At 39.2% G+C, this 13,686-nt stretch carries 12 protein-coding genes and 1 tRNA gene; 9 read left to right on the top strand and 4 right to left on the bottom strand.

The window, feature by feature from the left end; translation table 11 throughout:
* Positions 1–73: 73 nt before the first annotated feature.
* Complete coding sequence (gene murB, locus U859_RS0103445) at positions 74–1,090, top strand: UDP-N-acetylmuramate dehydrogenase (RefSeq protein WP_025142036.1); 1,017 nt, start codon at positions 74–76, stop codon at positions 1,088–1,090.
* 123 nt (positions 1,091–1,213) lie between these two features.
* Positions 1,214–1,744 (top strand): RNA polymerase sigma factor, encoded by a 531-nt coding sequence (locus U859_RS0103440; RefSeq protein ID WP_025142035.1) that lies wholly within the window; start codon positions 1,214–1,216, stop codon positions 1,742–1,744.
* Positions 1,745–2,301: 557 nt separating this feature from the next.
* Here the strand turns inward: U859_RS0103440 and U859_RS0103435 are convergent.
* Together U859_RS0103435 and U859_RS30250 are read right to left on the bottom strand one after the other, a co-directional pair.
* Positions 2,302–3,783, bottom strand: coding sequence for a phytoene desaturase family protein (locus U859_RS0103435; protein WP_025142034.1), 1,482 nt, complete (start codon positions 3,781–3,783; stop codon positions 2,302–2,304).
* An 836-nt stretch (positions 3,784–4,619) separates the two neighbouring features.
* Positions 4,620–4,865 carry a GIY-YIG nuclease family protein gene (locus tag U859_RS30250; protein ID WP_240183003.1) on the bottom strand — a complete coding sequence of 82 codons (246 nt, stop codon included), beginning with the start codon at positions 4,863–4,865 and terminating at the stop codon, positions 4,620–4,622.
* A 369-nt stretch (positions 4,866–5,234) separates the two neighbouring features.
* On the opposite strand from U859_RS30250, the gene U859_RS0103420 reads away from it, so the two are divergent.
* The 3 genes from U859_RS0103420 to U859_RS0103405 all read left to right on the top strand — a co-directional run bounded on the left by U859_RS0103420 (position 5,235) and on the right by U859_RS0103405 (position 7,092).
* Complete coding sequence (locus U859_RS0103420; RefSeq protein WP_025142032.1) at positions 5,235–5,765, top strand: hypothetical protein; 531 nt, start codon at positions 5,235–5,237, stop codon at positions 5,763–5,765.
* Position 5,766: 1 nt separating this feature from the next.
* Complete coding sequence (locus tag U859_RS0103415; protein ID WP_025142031.1) at positions 5,767–6,456, top strand: lycopene cyclase domain-containing protein; 690 nt, start codon at positions 5,767–5,769, stop codon at positions 6,454–6,456.
* Between the two features lie 387 nt (positions 6,457–6,843).
* Complete coding sequence (locus U859_RS0103405) at positions 6,844–7,092, top strand: cytochrome b5 domain-containing protein (protein ID WP_025142030.1); 249 nt, start codon at positions 6,844–6,846, stop codon at positions 7,090–7,092.
* Here U859_RS0103405 and U859_RS0103400 read toward each other — a convergent pair.
* The gene (locus U859_RS0103400) at positions 7,073–7,900 is read right to left on the bottom strand and encodes a helix-turn-helix domain-containing protein (protein WP_025142029.1); all 828 of its coding nucleotides are present in this window, start codon (positions 7,898–7,900) and stop codon (positions 7,073–7,075) included. The two genes, U859_RS0103405 and U859_RS0103400, sit on opposite strands and share 20 nt — an antisense overlap.
* Positions 7,901–8,024: 124 nt before the next feature.
* On the opposite strand from U859_RS0103400, the gene U859_RS0103395 reads away from it, so the two are divergent.
* The 3 genes from U859_RS0103395 to U859_RS0103385 are packed head-to-tail and all read left to right on the top strand — an operon-like array spanning position 8,025 to position 11,971.
* The gene (locus tag U859_RS0103395; protein WP_029985417.1) at positions 8,025–9,323 is read left to right on the top strand and encodes a TolC family protein; all 1,299 of its coding nucleotides are present in this window, start codon (positions 8,025–8,027) and stop codon (positions 9,321–9,323) included.
* Between the two features lies 1 nt (position 9,324).
* Positions 9,325–10,383 carry an HlyD family secretion protein gene (locus tag U859_RS0103390; protein ID WP_025142027.1) on the top strand — a complete coding sequence of 353 codons (1,059 nt, stop codon included), beginning with the start codon at positions 9,325–9,327 and terminating at the stop codon, positions 10,381–10,383.
* Positions 10,376–11,971 (top strand): MFS transporter, encoded by a 1,596-nt coding sequence (locus tag U859_RS0103385; RefSeq protein ID WP_025142026.1) that lies wholly within the window; start codon positions 10,376–10,378, stop codon positions 11,969–11,971. The genes U859_RS0103390 and U859_RS0103385 overlap by 8 nt, the downstream gene beginning before the upstream one ends.
* 251 nt (positions 11,972–12,222) lie before the next feature.
* On the opposite strand, the gene U859_RS0103380 is transcribed toward U859_RS0103385, so the two are convergent.
* Positions 12,223–13,143: a PfkB family carbohydrate kinase gene (locus tag U859_RS0103380; RefSeq protein WP_025142025.1), complete on the bottom strand. Its 921-nt coding sequence runs from the start codon at positions 13,141–13,143 to the stop codon at positions 12,223–12,225.
* Between the two features lie 145 nt (positions 13,144–13,288).
* Here U859_RS0103380 and U859_RS0103375 point away from each other — a divergent pair.
* A tRNA-Asn gene (locus U859_RS0103375) sits at positions 13,289–13,362 on the top strand.
* The last annotated feature ends 324 nt before the right edge of the window (positions 13,363–13,686 follow it).

The following is a 13,686-nucleotide window of genomic DNA, read 5'->3' as shown; positions in this document are numbered from 1 at the left end:
GTGGAGCAAACGCTACATCCTTAAATTACTCTACCTATTATTTCTTACTTTTGCAGCATAATACAAAATCAGCATGCTTCAAATTCAGGAAAATATTTCGTTAAAACCATACAACTCCTTTGGTATCGATGTTAAGGCCAGTTATTTTGCCGAAATATTTTCTGAGGATGATTTAAGAGCGCTTTTTCTGGATGAAGTGGTGAGATCTCAAAAGCTATTCATTATAGGTGGTGGGAGTAATGTGTTGTTCACTCAAGACTACAATGGCCTGATCATCAAGATCAGTATTAAAGGCATCAAATCTGAAATTATTGAAGATAAAGTATATGTAACAGCGGGAGCAGGTGAGGTTTGGAATGATTTAGTAAACTATTGTGTTGACCATGGTTTTGCTGGTATAGAGAATTTAAGTCTAATTCCGGGTACGGTGGGTGCATCGCCTATACAGAATATTGGTGCATATGGCGTAGAACTGAAAGATGTTTTTGAAAGTTGTGCCGCATTTGAAATCAAAACGGGAAAAATTAAAACTTTTACTTATGCCGATTGCCGCTTTGGCTACCGCGAAAGTATTTTTAAAGGTGAATTAAAAGGGCAGTACATTATTACTTCGGTTACTTTCCGCTTATCTTCAGCGGCAAAGATTAATACCTCTTATGGTGCGATTGAAACCGAACTTCAGGCCAGGGGAATTGAAAATCCAAACATTGCCGATGTTTCTGCAGCGGTATCGCATATCCGGGTAAGTAAATTGCCCGATCCATCAACCATTGGCAATGCCGGTAGTTTTTTTAAAAATCCGGTGATTGACAAACATGAGTTTGCGGATGTTGTGGCCAAACATCCCGATGTGGTGCATTACCCTACAGCAGATCATAAAATTAAACTGGCAGCAGGCTGGCTAATTGAGCAATGTGGCTGGAAAGGCAAAATTGTAGGTAATACCGGCACCTGGAAAAACCAGGCTTTGGTTTTAGTTAACCATGGCGGCGCAACTGGCACGGAAGTCTATCACTTTTCTGAACAGATTATAGACAGTGTGAAGTCTACTTTTGGAGTCACTTTAGAGCGAGAAGTAAATATTCTGTGACGAAAAGTTGCTGTAGCATAGTTTTACGCTTTTGGCACCGTGCCAGAAATTTTTGGTACTAAGTTTGTTTAGGTTTAATAGAATAAGCAACAATTTGTTTTAATCTACCTAAAGCTAAATATCATGACAAAATTTGAATTCAATCATCTGGTTAATCATCACTCGGTATCACTTAGATCTTATGCTTTAAATTTCACTAAAGACGCAGAAGACGCAAATGATTTGGTTCAAGACACCATGCTTAAAGCAATTACTTATTATAATAAGTTTAAGGAAGGTACGAACCTGAAAGGCTGGTTGTTTACCATTATGAAAAATACTTTCATTAATAACTACCGTCGTTTAGTAAAAACCAATACTTTAATTACTCAAAGCGAAGATATTTCTTCTGCAAACCTTTCATATAGCGCTACTAAAAATCAGGCAGAGAGTAAATTTGTATTGGGCGATATTGATAAAGCCCTATCACAATTGCCAGAAGAATATTATGTACCGTTTATCCGCTATTTTGAAGGGTACAAATACCATGAAATTGCCGATATGTTAGAAATTCCAATCGGAACGGTAAAAACACGTATCCACGTAGCCAGAGGAATCTTGAAAAAATATTTAAAAACATATTCGAAAGAAATTGCCAGTACTGAAATGGCTTAAGATACATCCATCGAAAAACTAGGGGCTCAGATTTTATCTGGGCCTTTTTTTGGATGTTATTTTTTGAGTTGCGTCATTCTCGCGCAGGCGGGAATCTTAAAGCACGCCTCATCAAAATTATCTTCAATGAATATTCTACCAATCTTTCCAGCTGTGATTCAAATTAAGAGTCGTGAAATAGCAGAATATTATTTTTTAGAGAGTAATGTTCGGTAGTTCTTGGGTTAGGGTGTTCCCGCTATCGTTTCAAGTCCTCGCTTCGTTCCTCACTGTGGGCTTTCCACTTTATCGGGTCTACTAATTTATGGCAGTAATTTATAGTCTTAGTTAAAAATTCAGGATTCTGTGCTCAAAATACCCTAAAAAGCAAAAGGCCTGAAACTTCAGGCCTTTTTGCTTATCATATATTTGGTTAGTTGATTCTTATTTTTTCTTTCAACAATTCGCCTTCTCTCTTATTTCGAAACAAATGCAAACCCCGAACGATTATGTGTTTTGAAGCTTAATTGCAGTGTTTTTGTTTTGTGGTTATAAAGATAAGGGAAATTTTAAATTTGTCAAGCTTTTTTTAACTTTTTTTTTATTTCTTTTGCTACCACTTGCCCGGATATGATTGCAGGGGGCACTCCGGGGCCTGGAACGGTTAATTGTCCGGTATATAAAAAATTTGTTACTTTACTTTTCATCTTCGGTTTTAAAAAGGCCGTCTGTTTCAAAGTGTTTGCTAATCCATACGCATTTCCTTTAAAGGCATGGTAATCCTCAACAAAATCGTTCATGGCATAACTCCGTTTAAACAGAATGTTATCACTAATGTCGTTTCCTGTTAAATTTTTGAAGCGGTTTACCAATAAATTAAAATATTCTTCCCTTTTGCTTTCGCTATCTTTTAAATCGGGTGCAAGCGGAACCAAAAAGAAAAGATTTTCGCAACCCTCCGGTGCTACGCCCGGATCGGTAACCGAAGGACAGCAAGCATAAAATAATGGTTTTGTTGGCCACTGCGGATCGGTGTAGATTTCTTCAGCGTGTTGGTCAAAATTCTCGTCGAAGAAAAGATTGTGGTGTAAAATATTGTCGAGCTTCTTATTTAAGCCTATATAAAATAACAGGCAGGAGGGGGCCATGGTTCTGGTATCCCAGTATTTTTCGTTGTAATTGCGGTAAGGCGCATCAAAAAGGTGTTGGTCTATATGGTGATAATCGGCATTGCCTACAAAAAAGTCGCTTTTAAAGCGGCCATTATTGGTAATTACCTCTTCAGCGATATCGTTTTTAACCACTATTTTGTTTACTTCGGTATTGAAGATAAATTTTACGCCCTGCTCTTCAGCTATTTTTTGCATAGCGTTTACAATTTTATGCATACCGCCCATTGGGTACCAGGTACCCAGAATTAGATCGGCATAGTTCATTAAACTATACAACGCTGGCGTATTTTGAGGTGTGGCGCCTAAAAATAAAACAGGGAATTCCAATAATTTCCTTAACCGGTCATTTTTAAATAATTGATGTACATGTTTTCTCATATTGCCCAAAAGCTGCAGTTTTATTCCGCTAACAGCCAATCGTGGGTCGAAGTACTCCATTACACTGTGTGAGGGCTTGAAAACATATTCGTTCATGCCTACATCGTACTTGTACTTTGCCTGATCGAGAAAAGATTGCAGGTTTTTACTGCTGCCGGGTTCCACTTGTTCGAATAGTGAATATAAATCAGCTCGTGTTGTAGGCACATCAATCGCATCATCTTTACCAAAGTAAATGCGGTAAGAAGGACTTAACCTTTTAAGCTCATAAAAATCGGCTGTTGTTTTGTTAAAGAGTTGGTAATAGTTTTCGAAAACATCGGGCATCCAGTACCAGCTTGGGCCCATATCGAAGAGAAAACCATCTTTTTCCCATGTCCGGGCACGGCCGCCAGCCATTTCATTTTTTTCGATAACAGTAACTTCACAGCCATCCTGCGCCAGTAAAGCAGCTGCAGCCAAGCCTGCAAAACCGGCGCCAATAACGGTTACCCTGGGTTTTTTATCCATTTTGTAAATAAAGGAAATTTATTGCGTTTTGTTTTTGTTTTTTGTCATTCAAAGGGCTTTGTCATTCTGAACGCAGTGAAGAATCTGCCCAATAGGAGCACAATCCTCAATACAGTATTGGTTAGATCGAGGTGTAATTTTGGGTTAAGTATCTTATCGGTTGGAGATCCTTCGCTGCGCTCAGGATGACAGTGGAGGAAGAAGAATCTGTTTTGTATTAGCACTGGCTAAAATGAATCACCGGCATTGATGGTAAGTCTGGGTTTTGAGGGGGCTGTGTTTCATCGGTTGGAGATCCTTCGCTGCGCTCAGGATGACAGTGGAGGAAGAAGAATTTGTCATTCTGAATGCAATGAAGAATCTGTTTTGTATTAGCACTGGCTAAAATGAATCACCGGCATTGATGGTAAGTCTGGGTTTTGAGAGGGCTGTGTTTCATTGGTTGGGGATCCTTCACTGCGCTCAGGATGACATTGGAGGAAGAAGAATTTGTCATTCTGAATGCAATGAAGAATCTGTTTTGTATTAGCATTGGCTAAAATGAATCACCGGTATTGATGGTAAGTCTGGGTTTTGAGGGGGCTGTGTTTTATCGGTTGGAGATCCTTCGCTGCGCTCAGGATGACAGTAGAGGAAGAAGAATCCGTTTTGTATTAGCACTGGCAAATGAATCATCGGCATTGATGGTAAGTGTGGGTTTTGAGGGGGCTGTGTTTCATCGGTTGGAGATCCTTCGCTGCGCTCAGGATGACAGTAAAGGCAAAAAAATATTATCAAGTGCTATTCTTCAGCAATTGCATCATTAAGAAAATCCCAGTTTTTATTAGCAAGTTCTATTAAGACATTCTTTTTTGCCCTTGTCCAGCCTTTAATTTCTTTTTCACGCTCAATTGCATTTTCAATATATTGAAATCGTTCGTAGTAAACAAGATAATGGCAGTTGTATTATAAGTAAAGGCAAATTTATTTTCTTTGTTTTCGATATGTTGTCTTAGTCTTGCTTCTAAGTTGTTTGTTACTCCGGTGTAAACCACAGTTTTATTCTTATTGGTTAAGATATAGACGAAGTAGTTGTGATCCATTATTAAAAATAAATATTTTTTTCTAAGTCTTTGTCATCCTGAGCGCAGCGAAGGATCTCTTTTGAGCAAGCGAGAATTTAAATGAATATTTTACCTTGATCGGGAGTGTAATTTTGGTTCTGTGTTTCATCGGTCAGGGATCCTTCGTTGCACTCAGGATGACAGAGAGAGGAAAGAATAGAACTATATTCTGTTATTCTGAACGCAGTGAAGAATCTATTTTGCGTTAGCATTTGCTTAAATGAGCCTATATTTTTGCAAGTAGCGTAGTTTGAGCGTTCAGTGTTTCATCGGTTGGAGATCCTTCGCTACGCTCAGGATGACGGTGACAACAAATGCGCTAAGCTTTTCTTACCTTTGCGCCCAAACATGATCAAACTACGCATTATATTTTTTCTGCTGTTTGCAGCAAGCAATATCACTTACGCCCAGCTATCTACCCAGGAAATTGCGGTGCTGAAAACCAATATGGTTAAAGCGGTAGAAAACTCAAAACTAACCGATTCTTTATTTACCAAGCTAAATAAACTGCCCAACAAAACTGCGTTAATTACGGGTTACACGGGCACTTTAGAAGCGTTGAAGGCAAAACACTCCTGGAATCCATACAACAAGATCAAATATGTAAGCCGGTCGCTTAAAACGATGCAAAAGGCTATAGATATGGATAAAGAAAATATGGAAATCCGGTTTATGCGCTTTTCAATCGAATTTTATACCCCTGCTTTTTTAGGGTTTAGTAAAGATCTCGCAGTAGATAAAAAGGAAATTGTTAAACATTATCAAAATGAAAATTTTGGTCTTGCCGACGATGAACTGGTTAAAAACGTAGCCAAATTTATGATCGACAGTAAAAAATGTACCCCAGTAGAAATTAAAATTTTAAAGAAATACCTCTAAAATGCACTATACCTATTTACTCATTAATCTTGCCGTAATTTTTTTTCCATTGGTTTTATCGTTTGATAAAAAGGTACATTTCTTTAGCAAATGGAAATTTATATTCCCAGCGATATTAATTACTGGTGTGGTGTTTTTAATCTGGGACATCCTCTTTACCAAACTCAACGTTTGGTCGTTTAATCCCGATTATTTAATTGGCATAAATTTAATGGGACTGCCTTTAGAAGAAATCCTGTTCTTTTTAACCGTTCCTTACGCTTGTGTGTTTATTTACGAGTGTTTAAACGCATACTTCCCGAAAAATAACCTGCAAAAATATAGTCTGGCCTTAAGTAATTTATTTCTCGGCTTATGCGTGGCCATGCTATTTTTTGGTTATAGCCATTGGTATACACTGATCAATTTTGGCTTTTTGCTTGTTGTACTGGCTTATGTAGAATATATAAATGCAAAATTCAGGTTTATGTACAAATTTTACAGGGCTTATTTAGTTTCGCTTATTCCTTTTTACGTTGTAAATGGTTTTTTAACCGCTATTCCTGTAGTGATATACAATAACAAAGAAAATATAGGTTTTAGGGTGGGCAGTATCCCTTTCGAAGATCATTTTTATTTAATGGGTTTGTTGTTGATGAATGTTTATTTGTATGAGGTTTTTAAGGCTAAAGGAAGTAAAAGCATAGCTTAAAATAATTTTTTTTTTTGAAAATGGGTGTGCAGTAATTCTTCGGGGGCTGCAGCCCCGCTTTTCGTTTGTAGTGCCGGCGTGAAGCCGGCAGCTACCACTCCAATCGGGTTTATTAACAATGGTTTCTGCACCCTGCAAACCCTAAAAATAAAACACTGTTTTGGCCACCTGGCGCCGGTTGAAGCGTTATCCCGAAGTTTCGGGACAGCAACAAGGCACGAAGCGAAGCGTACAAGCGTAAAACGGGAAGAAACATATTGTTATGCAGAGGTTGCGAGCTCCAAAAAAATAGCTCATTTTACACCATATATGCCATTGTAGAAAACATGAGCTTATTTCTTATATGGTTAAAAACCTTTTCTTTATCTTCAACGCGAAATTAACTCAATGGATTTACCCGCTTATACCAAACAGCAGCTTGCCTTACGCAACGGACAGGATAAACCTCAGATCTGGGTGGCTTACAAAGGGCTGATTTATGATATGACCGATAGCAGGTTATGGCGCAATGGCAAACATTACGAACATTGGGCCGGGCAGGACCTCACCGACGAATTGCCCGATGCACCGCATACCGAAGCGGTTTTTGAGAAATTTACGCCAATTGCTAAGTTGGTTAAACCAGGTTCATTTTAGTAAGGGTAGATTGTTTTAGCTCCTTAAATTCTGACGGCCTTTTACCTACCATTTTATAAAATGTATTGCTGAAAGAAGAAATGCTATTGTAACCTACCTGGTAGGCCACTTCGCTAATGGTGGCATCGCTTTCCAGTAATTTTTCCATTGCTTTAATCATCCGGGCCAGTTTCAGGTACTGGAAAAAAGAGGTATCCAAAGCAGATTGAAATAACCTCGAGAGTGTACGTTCACTAAAGCCCATGGCCTTGCCCACACTTTCCAAACTCATGCCATCATCGGCTAGCCCATCTACAATATGTCTCAATACAGGTCTTAGCCGCATATTTTCAGTAGTGGGGAGCGCAATCGGCAGCGGATGTTCACTTACCACAGGAAGAATGTTTTTAAGCGTATTTAAAAAATCGTATTCATGCGTTTTGGGTGTGATATTTCCATTCCAGCGCTCCGAAAAGAGGAACATCTCTAATAAAAGGTTATTTACCGGATAAATACCAATCTGTTTGTAAAACGGGTTTTCATCATCTGTAGCCGTATCAAAATAAATATTCCGCACAATGGCAGCATGGTAACGGTGTTGCAGATGATGCTCAACCCCGGCCGGGATCCAAACGTAATGCCGGGCGGGCAGAAAATAAGATTTCTCTTTGGTGTATAGAAAAATAATGCCGCCCTCTACATAGGTAAGCTGTCCTTTTAAATGCTTATGGTCTTGAAATCGGTCTTCAAACCTGCTATGCCAAACATACATGGTTTCTGGTTTTTCGTCGATTGCAAATAAAAGGTCTTCGTTGCTAACTTTTATCATTTGGCTGGTTTGAATAAATATATGTCAGTTTAGATAAAACAAAGTAACAAATCTGTAGCGAAATTTGCATCATTAATTAACAGATATGATTTTTTTAAAGTGTAAAAGAACGTTTCGGGTGTGCATGCCCTTTCTTTTATCATCAATTTTTGTATATGCACAAGCAGTTCCCGATCAAAGCAATTTCACCATTAACCAGGTTTGGGCACTGGCTGATAGTAACAACAAGAAGATTCAGGTGCAGGGACTTAGCGTGCAGGCTGCCGATGCGCATGTAAAAGTGAGCAAGGCTGAAAGATTGCCAGAGATCGCTGCTGAAGGACTTTATGCGCATGTTTTTCCATTACCCATTTATGAAAATGGATTGTTCCATGCGCCTAGTCAGTTTCCGGTTGCACCAACTTATTATAAAGCCAGTGCTGATGCTTATTTCAATATTTACAATGGCGGAAAAACCAATACTGAAATTAACGCTTCGAAAGTAGAAAGTGAATTGAGCAGGATACAAAAAGGACAGAGCAAACAGGAAATCCATTATGTGGCGGCGGTTTATTTTTATGATGTATTCCGCAATATTTCCTATCGTGGCTTGTTGGAACAGGATATCCGCGACCGCGAAAAGCAGCTTGCCGAAATTAACCAGCTCTATAAAAATGGTACGATATTAAAAAGTGATGTGTTGAGGGCCGAATTACGCCTGTCTAAACAGCGAATGCTACTCACCGAAATTGAAAATAGCATCAGAATAGCCAAACAAAAACTCAATATTTTAATCGGCAGGGCAGATGATGCGCCTTTAAATCCGCAAATATCTGATCAGGAAACGGATGCCATTGCATTAAAGCAGGCTGATGAATATTTTAACGATGCCAAAACATCTTCTTACAAAATCCAGATTTCAGAAAAGGAACAGGCGCTGGCTAAGCTGAAACTCAAAAATGTAAAATCGAACGTGATGCCTTCTTTGGGTTTCTTTGGTGAATATGCATTTGCCTATCCGCAGATCCAGTTTTATCCTTATGCACTTTCGCTTTACAGTACAGGTATGGTGGGGTTAAAGCTTAAAATCCCGATTTCATCCTGGTACACCAATCAGCATAAAGTAAAAGAGGCAGAAATTAAAGTGCACCAACAGGAGGTAGAAGATGAGGATGTAAAGGATCATATCCGTCAGGAAGTGCAGGAAAATTATATCCGATATAAAGAATCGGTGCAACGCATCACATTGGCTGAGGAAAATATTAAACAGGCTACAGAAAGTTACCGCATAGTGCAGAATACTTATTTCAATCAGTTGTCGCTTTTAACCGATCTGTTGGATGCCGAAACCCTGTTGCTGCAATCGAGATTCGAATTAACCACAGCAAAAGTGAATGCTAAAATACAATACTATCAATTACAAAAAGCCGTAGGAAACTTATAAAATGAACACACAAAAACAAAGTAAAGCCGATAAAATCATTAGCAGGATTACCACCGTAATAGCGCTCATCGTTTTAGTGGTACTGATGATATGGGGTGGGAAAACCCTTTTCGGTTATATGAAATATGAAGAAACCAACGATGCGCAGGTAGATGAATACATTAACCCGGTAACAGCAAGGGTAAGCGGTTATATTAAAGCCGTAAAGTTTGAAGAAAACCAGGAAGTGAAAAAGGGCGATACGCTGGTGCTGATCGATGACGACGACTATACCGTTCAACAGGATGAGGCTTCGGCTTCGTTGTTAAATGCCAAAGCACAGGTTTCGGTACAACAAAGTAATATTAAAACTGCCCAAAGTACCGCTTTGGTTGCCGAAGCTAAAATTGCCGCCGCAAAAGCGAAACTCTGGAAACAACAAACGGAATATAACCGCTATAAAAAACTGTTCGATGCAGAATCGGCTACCCGACAACAGTTGGAAACAATCGAAAGTTTATTGCAGGTGGCACAGGCCGAATACCAGGCGGCCAAAGAAGATTATGCAACGGCTATATCGAGAACGAATGATATTAAAGTGCAAAGTAATGTACTTGAATCTGAAATAAAAAGGAGAGAAGCCGTAGTGAAAAGAAATAACCTGAATACCTCTTACACGGTTATTGTGGCACCCTACGATGGTAAAATGGGTAGAAGAACGATACAGGTAGGGCAATTGGTTCAAACCGGCCAAACGATCGCCTATTTGGTAGACCGCAGCGCTGGAAAATGGGTGGTGGCCAATTTTAAGGAAACGCAAATTGCCAAAATGCATGTTGGTGAAAAGGTAAATGTTGAAGTAGATGCTTTCCCCGGGCAATCGTTTCAAGGTGAAATCGAATCGCTATCTGGTGCAACAGGTTCACGGTTTTCATTATTGCCACCCGATAATTCGACCGGAAATTTTGTAAAAATTGCACAGCGTATTCCTGTGCGTATCCGTTTGGATAAACAGGATAAAGGTATCGACCTGTTAAGTGCCGGAATGAGCGCCGTTGTTAAAGTGAAAAAAAATGACTGATCAATTGCCCATATTTAAAGCAAGGGTACCCGAGTGGCTGGTAGTACTGAGCATTTTTGCAGTGCTTTTATCATCGGTATTGCTTTTTGCATTATCAACAGCCGATGGTACTGCTGCGGCAGGTTATTATGGAGCAAGTGCTTCCGACGTTCAGTTTTCTTTACTGATGTTTTATGCCGCGGTAGCCAGTTTTGCAGTGGTGGAGCGACGTTTTTTTGCAAGGGTAGTCACCAAAGATTACCTGTTGATCTGTATTGTACTTGAAATCCTGATTGCTTATTGGTGTTATCATACCCGAGAAATCTGGTTGATTTTTACCTTGCGGTTTTTGCAGGGCATTGTAAACTGCGGATTAACCAGTATTTCGCTCAACCTGCTCTTTAGCCGTTTAAAATCGGAGCATGCGAAAGAAACAGGTTACACCATATTTTATGGGATGATCCTTTGCGTATCGCCCATTACTGCTTTGTTTTCGGTTCCCATTGTAGAAAACTATGAATATAATGTGGTTTATAAGGCCATTATATTTTGTTTTTTGCCAAGCGCCATTTTACTTTTCAGTGTAATGAACAGGATACATATTTTGCGGAAAACACCACTGTATAAAATAGATTGGATGAGTTTTGTACTTTTCTCAACCATGTTGGTACTCATTGCTTATGTGTTGGTTTATGGGCAGGAATACGATTGGCTGGATGATAAGCGTATTGTGTATTCCATTTGTGCCATTTTATTCCTGTTTCTGGTTTCGATTGTGAGGCAAAAAACCTTAAAAAGACCAGCTGTTGATTTGAGCGTATTTAAATCGAGGAATTTTGCAATTGGGATTGTCTTTTTGGTGATCCTGTATATCATCCGAGGCGCTTTCAGCTTAACTTCTTCTTATTTTATTACGGTTTTGGGTATGGATTCGTTACATGCCAACGAAATCATGATTTTTAATATCGCCGGGGTGATCGTAGGTTCTGTCATTGCAATCCGCTTTCTCATCCGCCAGAAACATTTAAGGGTATTGTGGGTAACAGGTTTCGGGTTTCTTTTTGTGTTTTTCTTATGGATGTGTCACTTATTCGCCAGTGAAGCCGGAACAGAAAATTTTTACCTGCCTTTATTTATGCAAGGGGTTGGTGCTGGAATGGTGATGTCGCCGATTGTAATGTTTATCATGTCGTCGGTGCCGGAAAATATGAGCCAGTCGGCATCTTCTGTCGGTATTTTTGTTCGTTTTTCGACCTTTAGCCTGAGTTTAGCCTTTATTAATTTTTACCAGTTATACTTTAAAGGGAAACATAATGATGATTTACGGAGCAGCCTGACTTTGCTTGATTTTAACCTGCCGGATAGGCTAAAAATGTATCAATCGGCATTAAGCAGTAGGGGAATGCCCCGCGACGAAGCTGGTAAAGCAGCAATTGGCTTGCTCAACAAAGCAGTACAGAAACAAACCTTTCTGCAGTTCTGTGTAAGCTATTATGAATGGATTGCGGTACTTTGTCTGTTATCGATTATTCTGATTGCATTGCAGCCTGTAATTAGCAGAACGGTGATTAATTTAAGGAACAGGCAGCCTGCGGCTGTAGGGTTTTAATAGATAAGTCGTCAGAAAAAAAAGTCGTCATTGCGAGGCACGAAGCAATCTTAATGCACATGCTGGTAGCGATCGTTGTAAGATTGCTTCCTCGGCTGAAAAAGCCTCCTAGCAATGACGGGCCTAGAAAACAAAAAACCGCAGGTTGATAAGAAATTCATCTCTAAACCTGCGGTTTGTTATAATAATTATGTGTAGCCTTCCCAAAAACATTATTTAATGTCCTTCGACAGGCTCAGGATGACAATTGGCTATGATTCTATCGTAAACGCACTTAAGTTTACAAATTGCTGGATCCTTGCGGCAACTTCTTCTTCAGTTAAGTTTAATAACTTTTCCGTTCCGAATTTTTCTACACAAAACGATGCCAATGCAGAACCATAAATGATTGCATTTTTCATGTTATTGAAGTTAATGGTACCCACTTTAGCCATATAACCGATAAAACCACCTGCAAAGGTGTCGCCGGCACCTGTTGGATCGAATACTTCAGCTAAAGGTAATGCCGGAGCAGAGAAAATCTGATCTTCGTGGAACAATAATGCACCATGCTCGCCTTTTTTAATGATCAAATATTTTGGTCCCATGGCCAGTATTTTTTTAGCCGCTTTAACTAATGAATATTCGCCTGATAACTGACGGGCTTCTGCGTCGTTAATGGTTAATACATCCACCATTTTAATGGTTTCCAATAAATCGTCCATCATAATGTCCATCCAGAAGTTCATGGTATCCATTACGATCAATTTCGGGCGGTTTTTAAGGCGTTTAATTACGGTTTGCTGTACCTGTGGGGTTAAGTTGCCCAACATCAGGTATTCGCAGTCCTGGTAGCTTTCCGGGATAATCGGGTCGAAGTTTTCCAAAACGTTTAATTCCGTAATTAAAGTATCACGGCTGTTCATGTCGTTGTGGTATTTCCCCGACCAGAAAAATGATTTTTCTCCTGCTTTAATCTGTAATCCTTCGGTGTCGATTCCGTGGTTGGTGAAGGTATCGATGTCTGACTGATGAAAGTCATCACCTACAACTGCTACAATTTTTGCTTTATTATAAAAGTAAGATGCGGCTAAACTGGCGTATGTTGCTGCCCCACCTACAATTTTATCTGTTTTTCCGAAAGGAGTTTCAATAGCATCAAAAGCTACAGTACCTATGATTATCAGGCTCATATCTTTGTATTAATTTTTTTTCTAAATTTTTTCACTGCAAATATTGCATAAATAATTTAAAAGCCCTAATATTGCATTCCCAAAACGAACAAGGGTATGTGTGTTGTAAAGCATAAATAACCACGTTTTAGGAAACAACCAGCACTCCTTCTTAGCTCAGCTGGTTAGAGCATCTGACTGTTAATCAGAGGGTCGCTGGTTCGAGCCCAGCAGAGGGAGCTTCAAAAACCACAACGAAAGTTGTGGTTTTTTTGTTTAAGACTTACGCTGGGTGAAAAGTTTGTCACGATTTCATATCGGAGAGCCCGGCAACAGTAGCTTCAAAGATTACAGTAAAAGATGTGGAATTTTTGTTTGACCGGAGTAGACAGAATTTTAGCAGGTTAATCACTAGAAAATATTAATAATGCTCAAATCGAAACTTGAATTATTATATCAAACTTTTTTTAACTACTTTCTAAAAAAGGATGGCTATAATAATAAAACACATATTGTTGCCTCCGCTGTCTCTACTTTAGTTTATATCCTTACTATTTTTTCCTG

It is taken from the genome of Pedobacter jeongneungensis (assembly GCF_000633455.1).
Classification (GTDB): Bacteria; Bacteroidota; Bacteroidia; order Sphingobacteriales; family Sphingobacteriaceae; genus Pedobacter; species Pedobacter jeongneungensis_A.
Note: the sequence above shows the minus strand (reverse complement) of the source record. Positions and strands in the feature narration are given on the sequence as shown.